The 21,370-nt window shown below is 39.3% G+C and carries 20 protein-coding genes; 8 read left to right on the forward strand and 12 right to left on the reverse strand.

Annotated features, from left to right (window positions below; translation table 11 throughout):
* Position 1: 1 nt before the first annotated feature.
* The 4 genes from MBBTH_RS05080 to MBBTH_RS05095 all read right to left on the reverse strand — a co-directional run bounded on the left by MBBTH_RS05080 (position 2) and on the right by MBBTH_RS05095 (position 4,301).
* A complete protein-coding gene (locus MBBTH_RS05080; protein ID WP_116591972.1) occupies positions 2–568 on the reverse strand; it encodes a transglutaminase-like domain-containing protein in 567 nt (188 codons plus the stop codon).
* A 196-nt stretch (positions 569–764) separates the two neighbouring features.
* Positions 765–1,625, reverse strand: a complete 861-nt coding sequence (locus MBBTH_RS05085) for an alpha/beta hydrolase fold domain-containing protein (protein ID WP_116591973.1) — start codon at positions 1,623–1,625, stop codon at positions 765–767.
* A 60-nt stretch (positions 1,626–1,685) separates the two neighbouring features.
* Positions 1,686–3,119: a TrkH family potassium uptake protein gene (locus MBBTH_RS05090; protein WP_116591974.1), complete on the reverse strand. Its 1,434-nt coding sequence runs from the start codon at positions 3,117–3,119 to the stop codon at positions 1,686–1,688.
* Positions 3,120–3,284: 165 nt separating this feature from the next.
* Positions 3,285–4,301, reverse strand: coding sequence for an aminopeptidase P family protein (locus MBBTH_RS05095; RefSeq protein ID WP_394340195.1), 1,017 nt, complete (start codon positions 4,299–4,301; stop codon positions 3,285–3,287).
* A gap of 51 nt (positions 4,302–4,352) precedes the next feature.
* On the opposite strand from MBBTH_RS05095, the gene MBBTH_RS05100 reads away from it, so the two are divergent.
* Genes MBBTH_RS05100 through MBBTH_RS05110 form a run of 3 tightly spaced genes read left to right on the forward strand, consistent with a single transcriptional unit; the run spans position 4,353 to position 6,856 of the window.
* Entirely contained in the window at positions 4,353–4,994 is a 642-nt protein-coding gene (locus MBBTH_RS05100; RefSeq protein ID WP_116591976.1) for a site-2 protease family protein, read from the forward strand.
* A 1-nt stretch (position 4,995) separates the two neighbouring features.
* The gene (locus MBBTH_RS05105; RefSeq protein WP_116591977.1) at positions 4,996–6,198 is read left to right on the forward strand and encodes a YcaO-related McrA-glycine thioamidation protein; all 1,203 of its coding nucleotides are present in this window, start codon (positions 4,996–4,998) and stop codon (positions 6,196–6,198) included.
* Positions 6,199–6,202: 4 nt separating this feature from the next.
* The gene (locus MBBTH_RS05110) at positions 6,203–6,856 is read left to right on the forward strand and encodes a TfuA-related McrA-glycine thioamidation protein (RefSeq protein ID WP_116591978.1); all 654 of its coding nucleotides are present in this window, start codon (positions 6,203–6,205) and stop codon (positions 6,854–6,856) included.
* Positions 6,857–7,029: 173 nt separating this feature from the next.
* Here the strand turns inward: MBBTH_RS05110 and MBBTH_RS05115 are convergent, their stop codons facing one another.
* From MBBTH_RS05115 to MBBTH_RS05130, 4 genes are read right to left on the reverse strand one after another with little or no spacing between them, the layout of a single operon-like run.
* Positions 7,030–7,491, reverse strand: a complete 462-nt coding sequence (locus MBBTH_RS05115; protein ID WP_116591979.1) for a hypothetical protein — start codon at positions 7,489–7,491, stop codon at positions 7,030–7,032.
* A gap of 9 nt (positions 7,492–7,500) precedes the next feature.
* Positions 7,501–8,340, reverse strand: coding sequence for a CBS domain-containing protein (locus tag MBBTH_RS05120; RefSeq protein ID WP_116591980.1), 840 nt, complete (start codon positions 8,338–8,340; stop codon positions 7,501–7,503).
* 42 nt (positions 8,341–8,382) lie between these two features.
* Positions 8,383–8,805, reverse strand: coding sequence for a universal stress protein (locus MBBTH_RS05125; RefSeq protein WP_116592040.1), 423 nt, complete (start codon positions 8,803–8,805; stop codon positions 8,383–8,385).
* 41 nt (positions 8,806–8,846) lie between these two features.
* The gene (locus MBBTH_RS05130; protein WP_116591981.1) at positions 8,847–10,001 is read right to left on the reverse strand and encodes an amidohydrolase family protein; all 1,155 of its coding nucleotides are present in this window, start codon (positions 9,999–10,001) and stop codon (positions 8,847–8,849) included.
* Between the two features lie 177 nt (positions 10,002–10,178).
* Here MBBTH_RS05130 and MBBTH_RS05135 point away from each other — a divergent pair, with 177 nt between their 5' ends.
* Positions 10,179–10,727 carry a zinc ribbon domain-containing protein gene (locus MBBTH_RS05135; RefSeq protein ID WP_243409690.1) on the forward strand — a complete coding sequence of 183 codons (549 nt, stop codon included), beginning with the start codon at positions 10,179–10,181 and terminating at the stop codon, positions 10,725–10,727.
* Between the two features lie 18 nt (positions 10,728–10,745).
* On the opposite strand, the gene carB is transcribed toward MBBTH_RS05135, so the two are convergent.
* Positions 10,746–13,922, reverse strand: coding sequence for a carbamoyl-phosphate synthase large subunit (carB, locus tag MBBTH_RS05140; protein WP_116591983.1), 3,177 nt, complete (start codon positions 13,920–13,922; stop codon positions 10,746–10,748).
* 18 nt (positions 13,923–13,940) lie between these two features.
* On the reverse strand, positions 13,941–15,023 hold the full coding sequence (carA, locus tag MBBTH_RS05145) for a glutamine-hydrolyzing carbamoyl-phosphate synthase small subunit (protein ID WP_116591984.1): 1,083 nt from the start codon (positions 15,021–15,023) through the stop codon (positions 13,941–13,943).
* Between the two features lie 207 nt (positions 15,024–15,230).
* Between carA and MBBTH_RS05150 the strand changes: the two genes are divergently transcribed.
* Complete coding sequence (locus MBBTH_RS05150; protein ID WP_116591985.1) at positions 15,231–16,751, forward strand: DEAD/DEAH box helicase; 1,521 nt, start codon at positions 15,231–15,233, stop codon at positions 16,749–16,751.
* 105 nt (positions 16,752–16,856) lie between these two features.
* On the opposite strand, the gene nadC is transcribed toward MBBTH_RS05150, so the two are convergent.
* Entirely contained in the window at positions 16,857–17,681 is an 825-nt protein-coding gene (nadC, locus tag MBBTH_RS05155; protein WP_116591986.1) for a carboxylating nicotinate-nucleotide diphosphorylase, read from the reverse strand.
* 71 nt (positions 17,682–17,752) lie between these two features.
* Here nadC and rnz point away from each other — a divergent pair, with 71 nt between their 5' ends.
* Genes rnz through nadA form a run of 3 tightly spaced genes read left to right on the forward strand, consistent with a single transcriptional unit; the run spans position 17,753 to position 20,314 of the window.
* The gene (gene rnz / locus MBBTH_RS05160) at positions 17,753–18,652 is read left to right on the forward strand and encodes a ribonuclease Z (RefSeq protein WP_116591987.1); all 900 of its coding nucleotides are present in this window, start codon (positions 17,753–17,755) and stop codon (positions 18,650–18,652) included.
* Entirely contained in the window at positions 18,649–19,401 is a 753-nt protein-coding gene (locus tag MBBTH_RS05165) for a mechanosensitive ion channel family protein (protein WP_116591988.1), read from the forward strand. The genes rnz and MBBTH_RS05165 overlap by 4 nt, the downstream gene beginning before the upstream one ends.
* Entirely contained in the window at positions 19,394–20,314 is a 921-nt protein-coding gene (gene nadA / locus MBBTH_RS05170; RefSeq protein ID WP_116591989.1) for a quinolinate synthase NadA, read from the forward strand. The genes MBBTH_RS05165 and nadA overlap by 8 nt, the downstream gene beginning before the upstream one ends.
* A gap of 13 nt (positions 20,315–20,327) precedes the next feature.
* On the opposite strand, the gene MBBTH_RS05175 is transcribed toward nadA, so the two are convergent.
* On the reverse strand, positions 20,328–21,275 hold the full coding sequence (locus MBBTH_RS05175) for an alpha/beta hydrolase family protein (protein ID WP_116591990.1): 948 nt from the start codon (positions 21,273–21,275) through the stop codon (positions 20,328–20,330).
* Positions 21,276–21,370: the final 95 nt, after the last annotated feature.

Here is a 21,370-nt window from a genome sequence, read left to right on the forward strand (position 1 = left end):
CTTAAAAGTCAAAGTCTATGTTAATCTCAAATAAATTATCGGTTTGCGCCAGTGCATTCACCAGCCTTTCATCCAAATCTGCATTATTGTCCTTGTAGTCAATTTCACCGAATTCCTCCCGAACTTGAAAAGCCAACTGGTCTTTATCCAAACTAAATTCCGCATCATCCTCCCCAGTATTTCCCCGAGCATCAAGCCTGATCCATTTATCTCCATTGAAGACTGTATTTAAAGCATGAACAATGTGGCCTTGACTGTCATCCTCCGCTATTGTCAGAAGCTGATAGCTGATTCCTGACGGAATTCCGTTTGCCCTTAGAAGCGCTGCAAGAAGACATGATTTTGCCCAGCATATTCCAGTTTTATTCATCAATGTATCACTGGCAGTTCTAGAAACAGTACTTACCCCAATATCCCATGAGTGGGGAATTTCATCTCTAACAAAGAAATAGCATCTTTTTATATAATCAGCGTCATCAGCCGATTGATTTTTTAATTCACAGACCTTCTCTTGAATATGAGAATTCATATAATCAATACTTGGTGTTTCAGCTAAGAACCTGTCCATAAACATCACCTAAACCCTATAGGAACCATAGTTACATATGTATTAATCTTGTTACTATGTCTGTTGGCACTAATTTATAATTTTTATTGGATTTATTATTATAAAAAGTAAATTTGAACGTCAGCGCATTTAGAATCATAGGATTAAAATTAAATATTTATGAAAAAATAACAGATTATACCTGGAATTTACCTAACTAACCTAATATATACTTTTTCACTTCTTTAAAAGCGTTCCTAGCTTCAGGTGACGGGAATAATGGATAGATATGGAACAGACCCTCTCCAACTATGAGCTTGACATCGACACCATCGCTTTTGAGATTATCAACGTATTTTCTGATATCCTTATAGAAGATTTCACTGCCCCCTACAAATATGAGCGTTCTTGGCAATCCCCTATTGTCGCCATAAAGCGGACTTACGTGATAATCCTTCATGTCCAAATCTCCAGCCCAGGACCTGCCGATTTCCCTTAAGCCGATATCCCCTAGAATAGGATCGTTTTGACTGTCATACGGAGTATTTTCCATTGAAACATCAACCCATGGGGAAAACACGATTATCTTCTCCGGCTGTGGCAAATCAATTTCTTTTAAGTGTTGACAAAACGATAATGCGAATCCTCCTCCAGCGGAGTCTCCCATCAATATGATGTTCCTATTCTGTGCAATTAGACCCCTATATACTTTTTCAATGGCATCCAGACATTCCATTGCATTGTGATTCGGGGCAAGCCCATAAACCGGTGCGATAACCTGAGCGTCCAAACTTCGTGACAGCTTGAAGCAATAGAGCAAATGCTGATAATTGATTTCATTTATGTATGCTCCTCCATGCACAAATAGAATGGTATGGTGAGCATTCTCATCGCCAAAAGTGAAAACATCAATACCGTTGAAATCCCTGCTTTTAAAAATTCCTTTAGGAATTTTAACCTGACTAGTTGCCTTTTCCTTGATAAAATCCTCAATCTTATCTTTAGAATCCATATAGGCGGGTTTTGTAAACCTTAAAATTATCTCTTCCAGACTTGCAACAAATGATTTTCCTGACATATTGACTCACATCATCTTCCATTATGGAAATGGATTGTTTCAAGTTAATATATTAATCAATTATCTTTTAAAAATTTCGAAAAATGCCCTGAATGTGATAAGCAAAGGATATATTTCCAGCCTTCCGCTCCACATGTTGAACATCCCTATTATTTTTAACGGCCATTCCATTGTTTGTGATAGTTGTCCAATCTCCAAACCGATGTTACCCTGCATTGACATGGAGAAAAACAGTGAATCGAAAGGGTCATGACAGTAAAGACAGAATGCAGCCCATGTGAATATGATGCACAGGCAGTAAAGGGTTATGTAGTTTCCGCTTTGTGTTGCGACCTTATCATCAAGTTTCCCCTTGGATTTAGGGTTTGGAATAACCGCTCCCCTCGGAGATATTATTTGACGCAGATTTCTATATATCCCCCTGGAAAAACTGATGACACGATTCAATTTGATTGCACCTACAGTGGATCCGGTGGAACCGCCAATAAGCATCAGCATCATTATAATGAATATGACAAATGAAGGCCAGGCCCCCATTACAGTGGAACTCTCAATACTTGCCCCAGTTGTTGTAATGGCAGAAACCACCGTGAACAGGATGTCCATTGGAAGAATGTTTGATGCGAAATATATTAGCATTGATGTAACTGCAATCAGGCAAATCATCACCTGAAACTGTGAATCATGAATTAATGATCTTCCGCGTGTCTTTATGATGTAAAAGTGAGCAAGGAAGCTTGTTGCCCCCAATACCATCAGGACCATTGTGATGAAATAGATTATGTCATTCTGGTAAAATCCTATGTTTGCGTTCTTGATGCTCATACCTCCGGTTGAGATAATGCTGAAGGTATTGCAGACCGCATCGAAAATAGGCATTCCGGCAAGAATGTATAGAACAATACCCAAGGCAGTATAAATAAAATAAATTATGATAGTATTTTTAAGAGTTGCCTTAGTGGATGGCTTTATACGGTCCTCACGGGCTTCTGATACATATAGCTTATGAGATGCGCTTCCGGGTTTTGCAACAAATGAAATAATAATAAGAACAACACCCAATCCCCCAATCCATTGTTGGAATGCTCTGAAGAACAGTATGCTGTATGGCAAAGCCTCCACATCAGCATAAATGGTAATTCCACTACCGGTTAAAGCTGACATGCATTCAAAAGCACAGTCAATGATGCCTGTACCGGTCACCAGATAAAGTATCGAAGCACAGACGATGCACGCCCACAGCCAAGAAAGAGAGGATATCATCATCGTATGCTTGAGGCGGACCCTTTTATCACCATATTTCCCAAAGGCTTTTGCAAATATAACTCCAAGAAAAATAGATATCAATGCAGGTATGAGATAACTGATTGCATTGAATTCCAGAAATATCAAATCGACTATTATGGGAACTAGGCATAGGAGTCCTATTCCAATCATCAAGAGACTCATATTTCTGGCAATAATCAACAAATCAACCTTATTAATATATCTCATAGAATTACCTGATTCATCAATCACTTAACTATTGAATGAATAAGTATATAAAATTTCATGTTATACAAATTTTACAGGAAATGTGGAAAAAATTGAATAACATTAAAGGCCAAATATTTAAAAATTTAAAAAGAAGAGGACATGAATAACTCTTCATAGCAAATTCTAATCGATATTCAACGGCAAATCACCAATGACATTGCCCCTTTTTGAAACGGCTATTGTATCCTCAAGCCTAACTCCAAATTCGCCTTCAAGATATATTCCCGGTTCAACCGTTATCACCATGCCTTCCTCAACTGTGGTCTCATCTCGAAGGGAAAACCCGGGAGTCTCATGGATGTCCAATCCCAAACTATGGCCTGTTGAGTGGATGAACTTATCGCCATAGCCATAATCAGCAATGATGTCCCTTGCAACCTTATCGACTTCACAACATTTCATTCCGGGCCTTATTGCCTTGATTGCCTTGTCATGGGCTTCCGCCACAATGTCCCAGATTTCCTGTTGAAATTCAGTATAAACCATTGTACGGGTGTTGTCCGAACAGTACCCATCATAGATTGCACCCCAATCGATTAGGATTGGCTGTTCTAATTTCTTGGCCTGCGGAATTGCATGCGGAAGACTTGAATCGGCTCCGCTTGTCACGATTGTGTCAAAGGATTCCTTGAATGCCCCGTTTTCAATCATGTGGCGGACAAGGTCAAATGCTATCTCCTTTTCAGTGTTTCCATTGTTCAATATGTCCAGCTGCAAAAATGATTTCTGAGCGATTTCTGTTGCCTTGGTTATCTTTTCAATCTCTAAAGGAGTCTTGATCATCCTTTGCTTGTCTATGTAGGTCTTGGCCTCAATTTGGAAGTCATCCTTGAATCTGGAATATGTGCTGAATGGCAAGGTTGGCTCGATTGCGAGGCTTTTGATTCCATCTTCCTTAAGTTCACGAATCATGACCTCATATGATTCATACTCCTTGACTTCTATTTTGGAATCCCTATTGGCCAGTTCCATATCCATTCCTGAGGCATAAATAATTGGATTATCCTTTATTATGCAAAATGCGAAGCTGGTTGGCTTATAATTTGATATATATTCCACATTAGTGAATTGAGTTAATAAATAAGCTTGGAAATCATCCTTTTTCATATCTTTTATAATATTGTCAATATGCAGGTCCATGATTAATATTTTAGAAAAAACTTTATATATATAATTAGATATTTTAACATTATGTTTAAGTTTACAGCAAGTGAAGTTAGAGATTTAATAATTGCATTCATCATCATTTCACTTTGTTTTGCAATAGTGAACGGTGGAAGAGATGTAAATGCAATATTATCTATTTTGCCTATTGTTATGGTTGGTGTGGGAGCAGGTTTTATCCTACACGAGCTTGGACACAAATTCGTGTCAATGAAATATGGATACTGGGCCGAATTTAAATTATGGCCTCAAGGATTGATATTCGCACTCATCACTTCATTTTTCGGCTTTGTATTCGCAGCACCTGGTGCTGTATACACCTACGCCAATTACATGACCGATGAGATAAACGGTAAGATATCCATTGCAGGACCTGTCGTCAACATTGCTCTTGCACTGATATTCCTTGGGATTGCAACAGCAGTTTATCCTTCCGCATTATATTCAGAAACCTACGCATTGGTATTCATCATCTGTGCAGTTGGATATTCCATCAACAGTTTCCTGGCCGTGTTCAACCTATTGCCTATCGGAAACCTGGATGGATCAAAGGTAATGGCATGGAATTTCGGAATTTGGGTTGTCACTATAGCAATAGCTGGAATTTTGACCTTAATGTCCATGACAATCGGCGTTCAAAATATTGTTAGATTAATTATAGGAATGTAAAATGACTGAAAAACTCACATACTTTAAAGGAACCCATAGGGTAATAGCTCCTAAAAAAACCGTTGAAATCAACGAGGACAAGCTGAAAACCGTTGGAATAACACGTGTTGCCGACATTACTGATTTGGATAGAATCGGAATGCCGGTATTTACAGCTATCCGACCAACCGCTGAGGATGGGGCAATCAGCATTTACGGTGGAAAGGGAATCAGCAAGGATCATGCCAAGGCTTCAGCCATGATGGAAGGTTTTGAGAGATATTCCGCCGAAAAGCAGGAAAGCGACGATACCATCTTTGCAACCCCAAACGAGATTGGCGAGAAGGGAGAATATATTGAGCCCAAATCATTGAACCTACCTCAGAAATTTGAAAAGGCAGATTTGGGAGACACCAGGTTCGAATGGAATTTGGCCCATGACATAATCACAGGCAATGATTATTATGTACTGTCAAATGCGGTTTTCCACCCATATAATCATGACAGCGATGTTGAAAGCCTTTTCAAGTCAAATACAAACGGACTTGCTTCCGGAAACGTTCTTGAGGAAGCGATATTGCATGGAATATTTGAGGTTATCGAAAGGGATGCATGGAGCATTTTCGAGATGACTCACAAGAACTATTCCCAAATCAACATAGACAGCATTGAAAGCGAGTTGATTAATGAGATTATTGACAAGTTCGAATCACAGGGAATCAAGATCAAACTGATGGACTTCACTGCAGACATAAACATTCCTACAATAGCCGCCTCAGCAGACGATACCGTGACAAGGGATGCGGGACTTCTGACATTGGGTATCGGAACCCACCTTGACCCGGAAGTCGCAATATTGAGAGCCTTGACTGAAGTTGCGCAAAGCAGAGCAACACAAATCAACGGTGCCCGTGAAGATACCGTCAGAGCCGATTTCGCCCGTGAAGCCGGCTATGAGAGAATGAAAAGAATCAACAAGTATTACTTCAGACAGGAAGAGGAGCAAATCAACCTCTCAGACATTGAAAACAAGTCCACCACTTCAATCGATGAGGATATTGATATTGTCAAGGAGGAACTGATTGCAAATGACATCAAGCATGTCCTATACACAGATTTGACAAGGCCTGAAGTCGATGTGAGTGTTGTTCGCGTAATCATTCCCGAAATGGAAGTCTATGCAATTGACCCTTCAAGGGCAGGCTACAGATTTTTAAAAGTATGATACTATGAAAATTTTAATTTATACAGGATTGTCAATTCCTTTTGATGAGGCTCGCCAAATCCTCGATTCCAGTGATGATGTTGAGGTCATCTACAAAAGACCAATCAAAAGAGGGGATTTGGGCCATGACATCAAGGAAAATCCGGACATTATTGGCATAATCGATGGGGTTTTCCATCAGAACTCCGCTGTGGGCCATCGTGAAATCCTTGATGTGATGAAAAGGGGTGTCAAGGTGTTTGGAGCCTCAAGCATGGGTGCGTTGAGGGCATCCGAACTGGACAGCCTCGGAATGCAGGGCATCGGGTACTGCTACAATCAGTATGCAAGCGGAGCCATCGATTCTGATGATGACGTTGCCGTGATGCTTGACAGCGAAAGCCTGGAGGCACTGTCCGTGCCTTTGATAAGCATGGATTATGTTTTTGCAAATGCCGTGTCTGAAAACATCTTGACACAGGATGAGAAGGACGAACTGGTTGAGATTTCCAAATCAACATTCTATCCGAAAAGGAACTATGCCAACACTTTGGCCAAATCCAGTTTGGATGATGAGAAAAAATCCAAATTGATTAATTTTATTCGTGAAAGCGAAGACATCAAAAAGCAGGATGCAAAGGAATTGCTCAATTTTATCAAAAACTACATTAATGAATAAGTTGATGTAGATTTACAAAAAACTATTTCTAAAAATTATAATAAGAACTCATTTAATTGAATCTGCAATCAAGCAAATGAAAGTAAAATTAAAAAACATTGTTTAAATAATCGAAAATTAAAATAAATGAGAGAGTTGAACTCTCCGAAAAATAGATGAAAAATTAATGAGGATTAATTCTTGTTTTCCATTTCCCTATATTTTTTCAAGACAATGTCTGGGGTTTCGATAACATGGTCAAATGTTGTTGAAAATTCTTTACTTTCAAAATCATCTTCGACCTTGCGGATACCGGATAAGGAAAATGAGTTGCCGTCAATTTTGAAACCAATGTCATCGGCGACCACGGAAATCAGATTGATTTCGATTTCGGAAGCCTTTTCCAAAGTCTGGTTAGCGGTGACATCATACTTTAGTTTCAAATTCTTATGTGGCATGATCTCATTAATTGTCCTTTTGATAACTGAATCAAAAAGTTCCAAAAATTTTAAAGCTGGAGGCATGTTATTAGCCCACCAGTAAGTGATGACAGAATTCAGAACAATGTTGTGTTCTGCAAAATCATCATATAACCTTGCACGAACACTTACAACACTATCATCTGTTTTAATCACTAAAACAGGACTAACAGCCATCTTATCACATTATTCTACTAATGCTTTAATCAAGTCGCTTGCCCTTACAAGTCCCACTAAGTCTCCTTCAACACCGATAACAGGAATTTGCTCAATGTTTAAGGATTTCATTTTTTTAGCGCAGTCTGTGACTTTGGTTTTGGAGTTTGCCACTTCAACATTGCTTACTGCAACGTCAGCAACTACTTTGTCTGTGAATTTCAAGTGATTTTTCTCAATGTACAAGACGGAAGTACTGTCCCAGGACCATTTGTCCCCTTCAGTACCTACTGTGGAACTGTGTTCGCTTCTTTCAGAGATGATTTCGATTTCGGATATGAAATCGGTTTCGGTTAAAATTCCTGATAACTTTGCATCATCATCTAATGCCAAAACAGATTTTAAACCAAATTGATTCATGGTTTCAAAAGCAACATTTAATGGAGCTTTTTCCCAGGTTGTTGGAACAGTAGTGATCATGAAATCTTCAACAGCTTGATTTACTTCAATTTTGGTTAAAGCCTTGGATACTATATCAAAAGATGTGATAATACCTACTAATTCGCCGTCATCGTTTACAACTGGAACTCTTCTAACGTTATTCTCCATCATAAGACGAGCAGCATCAACCACATCGTCACCAGGTTTAACAGTAATCAAATCCCTGGTCATCAACATTGCAATTTGTTCTTCATCAGGATTATTAATTAAGTCAGAACGAGTTACTAGTCCTACTAAAATATCAGTGTCTTCTTTAACTACAGGAAGCACTGCTTTGTTTTCTTTTCTCATTAAGTCTAAAACTTTTTCACGATTTCCCGGAACGGAAACGCTAACTACATTTTTAGACATTGTTCTTTTAACTAACATAAAAAACACCTTTTTACAATATACAATAATAAAATGGTAAATTTAATGAACTACGAGTACTGCGCATTTGGCTGAATTTACAACCTTGTCCGCTACACTACCCATAATAAATCTATCGAAACCAGATTTTCCGGAACTACCCATCACGATCAGGTCAACATTTTCTTCTTTTGCAACCTCTAAAATTACTTTAGCAGGTGACCCCTCTCTAATTACATGGGTAATTTTTATATTATCCTCATTTAACTTGTCAAATTCCTTGAGATTTTCTTCAGATCTCTCATTGAGAATTTGATTTAACTGGTATACTTCATCATCTAATGGAAGCCCGTTAACAAAATTATTCTCTGTGACACTCACAGCAACTATTTCAGCTCCACTGACCTTTGCCAAAAACAAGGCATGCCTCTGAGCTTTTTCTGCAAATTCGGACCCGTCTGTAGGGACCAATATTTTTTTATACATCATTAACATCTCCCATAATATATAGATTTATATCCATGATATTATATGCTAAATTTTTTGTTAATGGTATATAATATAGTTTTCGTTTCTTGCCTATTGCATATATTTAGGTAAGGATTTTTAGAAAAAGACTTGAAAATTATAAACTGTGCAAAATCACCCTCAGATATTAATGATTTCTGAACAACATCATTAATTTTGAAGCCACAGACGTTGGTTGTGGCCATCTTCAGCAGCTCCTGAGGATTGATATAGCTTTTATAATATACGGACATTATCTTTAAGCTGAACTCCAATTCCCTCAGCATGTTCGGTGAATTGAGCATGACATTGTCGGTTCCAAGCAATGGCCTGATTCCCAAATCAAGCATCCTGCCCACAGGTGTCACACCGACATTCAATGTAGCGTTTGCCCTTGGACAAACCACAACGTTCTGATTTGAAGATGCCACTGATTCCAAATCATCTCCTTTGGGGTTTGTGAGATGAACCAATTGGCTGAAATCGGATTCAACACCTTTGGCTATTTCACTGACACCAAAGTCATTCAATGAATCTATCTGATTGGATTCGGATTCCGCAACATGAATCGATGAAATCTTGCCTTGTCTATTGCACTCCTCAACGATCAAATCGGCAACTTCAGAAGTAATTTCGCCAAACCCGCTTGGAGCAATTCCATCAGCGATTTTCAATAGTTTACGAATAGCAACCTTAACCTTACTTAAATCCGGATCATCACCATAAAAGCTATCGTCACGACCAAGGATTATCGGCTTGATTGGCAAATCTGCAGAAGCCTTTCTCAAAAGCTTGACTCCCTCGATGCCTCCTTCCCTATAGTCGATGAAGTGTGTGGTTCCGGAATTGATCATGTCAATCATGGACTGTCTCATTGCCTCAATCAATTCGTCATCCTCTGCATTGGAAAGTGCAACATGCTTGACGCCATCGGGAGGCCTGACCATCTCACTGAGTGAAAGGCCATAGCCCTCATCCTTGATGATGGAATCCCCAATATGGATATGGCCGTTGATAAATGATGGGCAGACGACCGCACCATCAACATCAATGATTTTTCCTTCCTTGGCCTCCTTTGAGATTTCAATGATTTTCCCGTCGTCCACAACAACGTTTTCACGGACGGGAAGCAAATCCTGGCCTTTCAATATAATTCCGTTTGCTATAGTAAACATTAAAATAAAGTCTAACTTTTTTTATTAAAATAATTTATCATTAAATTTATTTAATCGAAAATCAATACTATAATTCAGCAATCATGAAAAATGATTTGCAAAAAATATTTTTCTTTTTAAACCATCAGGGTGATTTCTATTAACTCTCAGGAAATACGATACTTTTACAGGAACATAGTGAAAACCGGTAATGTATACAGAGTTAAATATAACAATAAGGACTATGGGGAGTTCAGTAAATTATCCGATGCATTATATGAAAGGGACGCACTGTTTTTCTGTAACTTCGATTATGACCTGCTTGTTGAATGCGACCTTGAGAACAAATATGAGAATATGGAATTGCCGCCGTTTCCCGAAAGGCGACCTAAAGGCAGGATCAAGGGAACCAAAGTCAACAAGAAGGAAAGGGAAGGGGAAATCCTATTCAATCATAAAATCAGGAAATTCTATATCAAAAAGGGCGATGACATCCTTGGATATTATGACTCAATGACCGAGGCGTTCTACTATAAGAAACTGCTGATGGACAACAATTGGGACATGAATGTCCTGAAATCCCACATCACCGAAAGAATTGACGTCAACATCATCATTGACCAAACTAAAGAGTATAAAGTCCAACTCAACTTCTGTCCTAAGTGTAAAAGCAGACTTAAAATTGGCGAAGAGGAATGTCCTTCCTGCGGTATTAACATTAAGGAATATCTATACAAAAATAATTAAAAAAAGGATAGAGAATAATTATTCTCCATCTACGTATTCGTTTAAAGATTTTACATTGATTTCATTATTTTGAACAGCCTGAATACCGTTTAAGACTGCTCTTGCGCCGGCTAATGTGGTAACATAAGGAATACCAAGTTCAATAGCCAAACGTCTAATGATATAACCGTCTTTTGCAGATTGTTTACCTTCAGAAGTGTTGATAATCAAATCAATTTCTTTATTTAAGATGGCGTCCCTGATGTTAGGTGAACCTTGTGACACCTTCAAGACCTTTTCGACTGAATCGAGTCCTGTAGCATCTCCAGTACCGTCGGTAGCCATAATCTTAAATCCTAAATTGGCAGCCTTCTCAGCGATTGGTCTGATTTTTTTCTTATCTGATTCTTTAACGCTGATGAATATCTTACCTTCTTTAGGCAATTCCATACCTGCTGAAAGCTGTGACTTATAAAATGCCATTCCATAGCTTTCGTCTATACCGATACTTTCACCGGTGGATTTCATTTCAGGTCCAAGCACGGTGTCTGATTCAGGCAATTTCAGGAATGGGAATACGGATTCTTTTACAGCGACATGCTCTATTTGAATTTCTTTGGTTAATCCAAAGTCTTTTAGTTTTGCACCGTTCATAATCCATGTTGCGACTTTTGCCAAAGGCACACCGATCGCCTTACTTACAAACGGAACTGTTCTACTTGCACGTGGGTTTGCCTCAATGATGTATACCATTTCCTCATCAAGCTTTACAGCATATTGGATGTTCATTAAACCTTTAACATCTAATTCCAAAGCCAGTTTTCTTGAATTTTCACGGATGGTGTCAAGAATATGTTTTGGAAGTGTTTGAGGAGGTATTACACATGCGGAGTCTCCTGAGTGGACACCAGCTTCCTCAATGTGTTCCATGATTCCTGCAATGAATACGTGATCTCCGTCACATAACAGGTCCACGTCGACCTCAATTGCATCTTCCAGGAACTTGTCCACTAAAATAGGGTGGTCTGGTGAAACCTTTACAGCTTCCTTCATATATTCCTCAAGCTCGTTCATGTCATAAACGATTTCCATTGCCCTTCCACCGATTACGTATGATGGACGTACGAGAACTGGGAATGTGATTCTTTCTGCAATCTCTTTTGCTTCCTCGAATGAGTTTGCTGTACCGTATGGAGCTTGGTGAATGTGGAGTTTTTCAAGCAATTCTGCGAAGAGTTCACGGTCTTCTACACGGTCGATGCTGTCATATGAAGTTCCCCATATCTTAACTCCTGCATTTGCAAGCGGCACTGCAAGGTTGATTGAGGTTTGACCTCCGAACTGCACGATAACGCCGTCAGGTTTTTCCTGTTCGATTACACCCATTACGTCCTCAAAGGTTAACGGTTCGAAGAACAGCTTATCTGAAATGTCATAATCTGTACTTACTGTTTCAGGGTTGTTGTTGATCAATATGGTTTCGATTCCATCTTCCTTCAAAGCAAGGGAAGAGTGTACACAACAGTAATCGAATTCGATACCTTGACCAATTCTGATTGGTCCTGCACCTAAAATCACTACCTTTTTCTTGTTGGTTGAGGTCAATTCATTACCCATATCATAGCTGCTGTAGTAATATGGTGTTTTTGCCTCAAACTCTGCAGCACAGGTATCTACCATCTTATATGATTGCTTGATATTGTACTTGTTGAGCAGGTTTCTGATGTACTCCTCGGTCTGGCCTGAAAGGTCAGCCAAACGTTTGTTGGAACAACCTATTTGTTTTGCTTTTCTTAAGTACTCTTCATCATCTAGTTTATCGGCTGAAACATCATTTTCGAAGTTGACGATGTTTCTGATTTTGTATAAGAAGAAATTGTCAATCTTGGTGAGTTCACGGATTTTGTCAATGTCCATTCCATCCTTGATTGCTGAATAGATTTGGAAGTAGATTAGGTCTGTTGGATTTGCAAGGTCTTCCTCTGTGTATTCGACATATTCAAATCCGTCAAAGCCCATGTCAAGTGATCTTAATGCTTTTTGGAATGCCTCTTCAAAGGTTCTTCCAATAGCCATGACCTCACCGGTTGCTTTCATTTGAACTCCCACTTGACGGCTGATTCCCTTAAACTTGTCGAACGGCCATCTTGGGATTTTGATAACGACATAGTCGATTGCTGGTTCGAATGATGCAGGGGTCTCTTTTGTGATGTCGTTTTTGATTTCATCCAAGGTGAGTCCCAGTGCAACTTTTGATGAGATTTTTGCAATCGGATAACCTGTCGCTTTTGATGCTAGCGCACTACTTCTTGATACACGTGGGTTTACTTCAATTACCTTGTATTCATCGGTTTCCGGATTTAAGGCAAATTGAATGTTACATCCTCCGCGTATTCCCAGTGCACGGATAATCTTGATTGATGCGTCACGCATCTTCTGGATTGTCTCATCACATAAACATTGGATTGGGGCAACTACCACACTGTCTCCTGTATGGATTCCCATAGGGTCGATGTTTTCCATGGTACATACGATGATACAGGTGTCTTCCTTATCCCTCATTACCTCAAATTCGATTTCCTTCCATCCTAAAACGGATTCGTCAATGAGAACCTGGTTAATGAAACTCATGTCAAGTCCGTGGTTTGCGATTTCAATCAATTCCTCTTCGTTGTGAGCGATTCCCCCGCCGGTTCCACCTAATGTGAATGCCGGCCTGACAATTACAGGATATCCAATATCCTTAACTGCCTCAAGCGCTTCGTCAACGCTTTCAACAGCGTGACATTTAGGAATCTGTTCACCGATTTCTTCCATGAGGTTTGCAAACAAGTCACGGTCTTCCACATCTTTAATTGTTTGAACGTCGGAACCTATGACCTTAATTCCTTCGAGTAATCCTAAGTCTCCAAGTCCTGTTGCAATATTCAATCCGGTTTGTCCACCCATGGTTGGTAAAATAGCGTCAATATTTTCTTGTTCAATGATTTTTGCAACAACTTCAGGAGTCAATGGTTCAGTATAAACAGTATCGGCCATTCCAAGGTCGGTTTGAATTGTAGCAGGATTACTGTTAACGAGTACTGTTTCAATACCCTCTTCTCTTAATGATTTACATGCTTGTGAACCGGAATAGTCGAACTCTGCTGCCTGTCCGATTTGAATAGGTCCGGAACCAATAATCAATACTTTTTTAATATCTTTATCAACTGGCATTGTGTAATCCCCTCTTATCTAATAATCATCCATCATTTTGCTAAACTCATCGAAAGTGTCTCTTGTATCATTTGGACCAGGCCCTGCTTCAGGGTGGTACTGTATACAGCGCATTGGAAGCTCTTTGTGAGAGATACCTTCCGGAGTTCCATCATTCAAGTTAACGTGAGTCAATACTAAATCAGTCTCTTTTAAAGATTCCTTATCTATAGTAAAACCATGGTTCTGTGATGTGATAAACACTTTTCCTGTGTTTAAGTCTTTTACAGGCTGGTTTTCACCACGGTGTCCAAATTTCATTTTATAGGATCTTGCTCCAAATGATTTAGCAATTAGCTGTTGTCCCATACAGATTCCGAAAATAGGCAATCTGTTGGATAATTTTTTCATGGTTTCAATGGTTTCAGACACCCTGTCAGGATTTCCAGGTCCTGAGGTAATCATCAAACCGTTTGGTGAATAGTCAAGTACGGTCTTGTAATCAATATCATAAGGGAACAATATTACTCCTATGTCCCTTTCCAAAAATGAGTTGATAATGTTCTTTTTGACACCACAATCGATTAAAGCAACTTTCTTGTCGGCATCCTCATTGAACATTTTAATTTCTTTTGTTGAAACCAATGGCACGACATCAACATCTTCAATGCTTGGTTGGGACTTTGCCATTTCAATCAACTTGTCGTCATCAACATCTTCAGTTGTTATAGCTGCTTTAAATGAACCTTTTTCACGTATTTTGAGTGTTAGGTCACGAGTGTCTATTCCACTTATTCCTGGAGTTTTGAATTCTTTTAAAAACTCATCCAAAGTCTTTTGAGGTCCGAAGTTAGATACTTCACGACAAACTTCACGACAAACGAATCCTTCAACTTGTACTTTATCTGACTGATACCAGTCCTCACTTACTCCATGGTTACCTTCCAATGGGTAAGTGGACATTAATATTTCTCCTTTAAAAGACGGATCAGTTAATGATTCGGTATAACCGCCCATACCTGTGGAAAAAACGAGTTCTCCCAATTTGGTGGTTTCATAACCGAACGCTTCACCTTTTAAAACAGTTCCATCTTCCAAAGCTAATTTAGCTATTTTTACCATTAAATCACCATTTTAAGAAAATATAATTCTATATCCTTTATATATTTTATTTTACTATATTATTAAAGTTTGTTTTTTAGATGAAAATTAATATCTAAAACAAAATATGATTCAGATTTCAGATGATAATTTTCAAATTTTTGAATGAGTTTATAATCTAAAAATTATAAACTAATATTCAATCAGAATTTGTGCGAGAGCAAGAACATGGACGGCGAATCCGAAAAGCTAATCAAAAAACAGATGAGAAATCCTGCCGATTTTAAAAAATTCAAAAAGATGGTCAGTGAAACAAAGGCATACAACGTACCCAAATCATTTACAGGAGAATTGAGGCCATATCAGAAAATCGGCTACTCATGGATAGTCTCAAACATAAGATACAACTTCGGATGCATATTGGCGGATGACATGGGGCTCGGTAAGACAGTGCAGGTGCTGACCGCAATCCTGCATTTCAAGGAGATGAATCCCCTGGACAATGAGCCGTCACTGATTATAGTTCCGCCCACCCTGATATCCAACTGGGAAAACGAAATCAGGAAGTTCACTCCGGAGCTGACATATTACATTTACCACGGATCCAACAGAACATTCCCATTTGAGGAATATGACATAATACTGACCTCATATGGAGTGGTCAGGCTTGATTTGGACATATTCATGGACAAGACCTGGTTTTTATGTGTCATTGATGAGGCACAAAACATCAAAAATCCAAATACCCAACAGACAAGGGCGATTAAAAGCGTTAAGGCAAAAACAAAAATAGCCCTGACCGGTACACCTATTGAAAACAAGCTGACAGACTACTGGTCAATATTCGATTTCGTGAATAAGGGATACCTCTCATCGCTCGACAGCTTCAAGGCGAACTACGTCATGAGAATCGAAAGGCTGGAAGAGACAAAAACCTTGGAGAAATTCAAAGCAATCACCAAGCCGTTCGTGCTCAGGCGTCTCAAGACCGATGACAACATCAAGGACGAGCTTCCGGACAAGATCGTCAACGACATCTACTGTTCCCTCACCAAAAAGCAGATATTGCTGTATAATGCCATAATGGAGGGAATATTCGAGGATCTTGAAGGAAAAACAGGAATTGAACGTAGGGGAATCATCCTGAACATCATAACCGGCCTGAAACAGGCATGCAACCATCCCGCACAGTACCTGCGTTCGGACAACCCTAAAATCTCCGAATCCGGAAAGATGGAACTGCTGATTACAATCCTTGAAAACATTCTGGACATGGATGAGAAGGTGATAATCTTTACCCAATATGCCCAAATGGGCGAAATCATTCAGAAGCTTGTTTCCAAAAAGCTAAAGACAGATGTGCTGTTCCTTCACGGTTCACTCACGCAACAGAAACGGGCAGAGGTGATTGAACGCTTCCAAGAGGACAATAGCTGCAAGATTCTGGTCGCAACACTGAAAACAGGAGGCGTTGGACTTAACCTGACCGCCGCCCAGAATGTAATACATTACGACTTATGGTGGAATCCTGCAATTGAAAACCAGGCAACAGACCGTGTGCACAGGATTGGTCAGAAAAGCGATGTGATGGTGTACAGGTTCATCACCAAGGGAACCCTTGAGGAAGTAATCGATGAAATGAGTAAAAATAAGCTTAACTTGGCCGAAAAGGCAATAAGCAGTGACGAGACATTCATCACTGAAATGAGTGATGAGGAATTGAAGGAAAAGCTATCCCTGAGATTATAGTCATTTCTTGCCGGATTTAAATTTATTCGCCAATTTCACGACTTTGCCGTTAATCTCTTTTTTAGTTGTTGGGTTCGTGATTGGCGTCAAAGGACCATTAAACGATTATTCAATTTTCAAGCTGAAATTGAGGCTTCTTGATGAATGTGTCAGTGCACCGATTGAAATGATGTCCACACCATATTCGACATAATCCATGATGTTTTCCTTGGTGATTCCTCCTGAAACCTCAATGAGGGAATTCTGACGAATATCCAATCTGTTCAACTCATCGATGACCTCCTTGACCTCATCGCCTGACATGTTGTCAAGCATCACGATGTCCGCACCGTTCCTGACGCATTCGACCGCATCCTCCAGTGATTCAACTTCAATTTCGATTTTTTTGGAAAAACTAGTGTTTTCTTTAGCCTTCAAAAGAGCCTCCAACGGGTCTCCACAGACTGCAATGTGATTATCCTTGATTAGAACCATGTCATCCAGGCTGAAACGATGGGTATCGACACCGCCAACACCTAAAGCGTATTTGTCGAATTTCGCTATTGCAGGTGAGGTTTTGCGGGTGCCTGCAATTCTCACATCATAATCCCCGACCAAATCAGCATATTCGCTTGCCGCACTGGCCACTCCACTCATCCTCATGAGCAGGTTTAGGGCGGTCCTTTCAAGAAGAAGTATTGTTCTTGCATCCCCCCTGAGGGATATCAGTAAATCTCCTTTTGATATTTTGACTCCTTCTTTCAGACAAAGTGTGATTTCAACGCCATATTCCTCAAATAAATTGCGAATAACGTCAATACCTGCCAAAATACCCTCATCCTTTGATACTATGGATGCATTTACAATCTTGCCTTCCTCAACCACTGCGTTTGAAGTGATGTCGCCAAATCCTTCATCTTCAGCCAGCATATATTCAATAATCTTGTCCAAAAAAATCACCTAAAATTTAATATGATTATGATAATATATATTAAAATAAGAACTATAAAAGTGATTACATTATGGAAATAATATTTTTAGGAACTTCCTCTGCAGTCCATTCAAAGGAAAGAAACCATCCGTCAATTGCACTTAAAGCATTTGGGGATGTGATGTTGTTTGATTGCGGTGAAGGAACACAAAGGCAAATTCTTTTCACTAAAGTGAGTCCGATGAAAATATCCAAGATCTTCATCACACACTACCATGGAGACCATATCCTGGGACTTCCGGGACTGTTGCAGTCAATGAGCCTCCATGGAAGGGAGTCCAAACTGACAGTCTATGGACCTCACGGATTGAACGGCGTCAAAAATGCCATTTACTCCCTTGGATACTGTGCAATCGATTTTCCGGTTGAGTTTGTTGAGATAGACTCAGGAATCGTTGAGGAGACTGACGAATACGTCATAACCGCACAAAGGGTCAGGCATAACGTTCCGACACTCGCATACTCCATTGAAGAGAAGAAAAAACCTCGTTTCCTGCGTGAAAAGGCAATTGAATTGGGCGTTCCGGTCGGTCCGGATTTTGGAAGATTGCATAACGGAGAGGAAGTCGAAGTCAACGGGAAGATAATCAAACCCGAACAGGTGCTTGGAGAACCAAGAAAAGGAATTAAAATAACTTATTCCGGTGACACCAGACCTTGTGAAGAGATAATCAGCCTTGCACAGGACAGCACCATTCTTATCCATGAATCAACTTTCATCAACAAGGACAACACCAATGCAGAAGAGCACGCACATTCAACATCAATCGACGCAGCATATGCCGCAAAATATTCCAACAGCAAGGAGCTGATCCTTACACACATCAGCACAAGATACGGTGAGGAATACGCCAACATAATGCTTGAGGAAGCCCGTGAAATATTTGAAAATACCCGAATAGCCAAAGATTTAATGGAGATAGAATTATGAATCTTCCGCCAATCAGCAACACATCAATGACCTTGCTTTCGATTCTGGCTATAATCATAATAACCTCAATAGTTACAAGAATCATTGCATCCCTAATGAACAGGATGACCCGATTCAAGAAGGACATGACAGCAATCTATCTCATAAGAGACATAATCAACTACATCATCTATTTCATTGCATTGATGGCCATTCTGCAGCTCTTTGGAATAAATCTTGCAGGAACATTGCTGAGCTTAGGTATTGTTGGTATTGCAGTGAGCTTTGCGGCAAAGGATATCATATCAAACCTGTTTTCAGGAATCATCCTGATTCTCGGCAGAAGCGTCAAGGTTGGAGACACGCTTTCAATAAAAGGCGAGAAGGGATATGTCGAGAGAATCTCCCTTAGGTCAACCGTGATTGTCGACGATAACGGGGTCAGGAACCATGTTCCGAATTCAGTGCTGACAAACAACGAATATCTCCAATACAACCCCCCTGAAAAATACAGGGTCGACATAATATCCGGATTGAACCTGAATATCGATATTGAGGATTTCAGAGCCCATATGATCAAGATAATGGAAAGCTATCCTGAAATAAGCGACTATCCAAAGCCTGAAGTTTACGGTAAAGAAATCAGCTTTAAACAAAGTAAAGTGAAGGTATCATTTTGGGTAAATAATTTTAATGATAAAGATAAATATAAAATAATAATAATGAATGAAATTAGAAAATTTGTTCAAAAAGGTGAAAATGATGAATAATGCGCTTCAAGAAGAGATTTTAAAATTGAAAGAAGAGAAAAATGCGATTATCCTTGCACACAATTACCAGCCAAAGGAAGTTCAGGAAATAGCTGATTTTCTTGGAGATTCCCTGGAATTGTGCATTAAAGCATCAGAAATTGAAGATAAGGATTTAGTGATTTTCTGTGGTGTAGATTTCATGGCAGAAACTGCATTTATCCTCAATCCCGACAAAAAGATTGTAATTCCAACTCTTGAAGCCGAATGTCCAATGGCACACATGCTTCCTGAAGAGGTTTTGCTTAAAGCGAAAGAGGAACATCCTGATGCCGGAGTCATCCTTTACGTAAACAGTATCGCCGAGGCAAAGCAGCATGCGGACACATTGTGTACCTCAGCCAACGCAGTCAAGGTGACTGAAAGCTTACCTCACAAAAAAATCCTATTCGGACCAGACAAGAACCTTGGAACCCATGTTGCGGACAAATTGAAGGATAAAGAAATCATTCATGTTCCAAGCGACGGCCATTGTTACGTTCACCGATTGATTCACGTTGAAGACGTTGAACTTAAAAGAAAGGAATATCCTAATGCGGAAATCATCTGCCATCCTGAATGCAAGCTCGAAGTCCAAAAGGCATGCGATGTGGTAATGTCCACCGGAGGAATGCTAAGGCACATTGCAGAAAGCGACAAAGAGGAATTTGTAATCGGAACTGAAATCGACATGATTACAAGAATCAATTCAGAGGTTCCAGGCAAAAAGCTATACCCATTGCTTGAGGGAGCAATCTGCAACACCATGAAACTGCATACCCTTGAAAAAATCAGAGATTCCCTCATTAATGAGGAACCTAGAGTCACATTGCCTAGCGAAGTTGCGGATAAATCCAGAAAAGCTGTAGAGCATATGCTGGAAGTGTCCAAATAACTTCTCTTTTTTTCTATTTTAAAAATTGATTCAAGAAGGAAATTATGCTGTCTCCAATAACGACATAATCATCGTTGTTGTAGTAGTAATCCTCTTTTTCATCTTCCTTTGTTAAAATAATTGCATCCTTAACCAATTCTCTGAATGGCTGCATGTCATATTCTGAGTGGAAGTAATTCTTGTTTGTTCCAACGAATAGCGATTTGGCCTTAATATTGGACAATTGATTTGTGACATCGAATGCCATGTCGCAGTCATTCCTGAATTTGAGATCATAAAGGTCTGTGAAGAAGCATTCGTCGTTGAAATCATCGAAAACCGCCTGAATCTCATCATTTTCCATGTTGTTAAAGACTTTTTTGGATGCAGTATGTGCAAACAATATGGAATTCACCGTAATTATGCTTTTTGTTTTGGAAACGCTATATCCGTCAGTATAATAATCCTCTGTTGCATCTATGATGTTTTCCAATACTTTTGCAACTATATATTTATATCCTGAAAGCTTAGCCGCTGAATTGACAATTAAAAGGAATTCCATCTCATCAGGATATTCACATGCCCATTTTAAAGCCTGATATCCTCCCACTCCTTCACCAACCAAACCTAAAACGTTTTTCATGTTGAATTTTTCGGCCAAAAACTGCCTTTTAAAGTTTACCAAATCAATGATTGAATAAGATGGAAAATCATAGTTCAATCCTGTGTTTGATGGCGAACATGAATCAGGAGTACCCAGCGCCCTAATATTGATAAAAAAGAATTCATCTGAAAAATCGCTGTTTTCAATGATATAATTATGAGCCTCCCTCAAATAGGAATATGTCGCATTATAAGTGGGAAAAAACACTATTGCATTTGTAATGGTCCCCTCATCATCATATCTGGGAACGCCATATGTGATATATTGAACTTCAACATTTTCAAGGGTCCTTCCATATTCAAATTCAAAGGAATCCATCACATAGATTCCACTTTCACGTGTCCTCTGTAAAATAATATCACAACCTATATTATTAGATAGTCAATTATAACTATTTAAATCATTTTGTTAAA

It is taken from the genome of Methanobrevibacter thaueri, from assembly GCF_003111625.1.
In the GTDB taxonomy this organism is placed as follows: domain Archaea; phylum Methanobacteriota; class Methanobacteria; order Methanobacteriales; family Methanobacteriaceae; genus Methanocatella; species Methanocatella thaueri.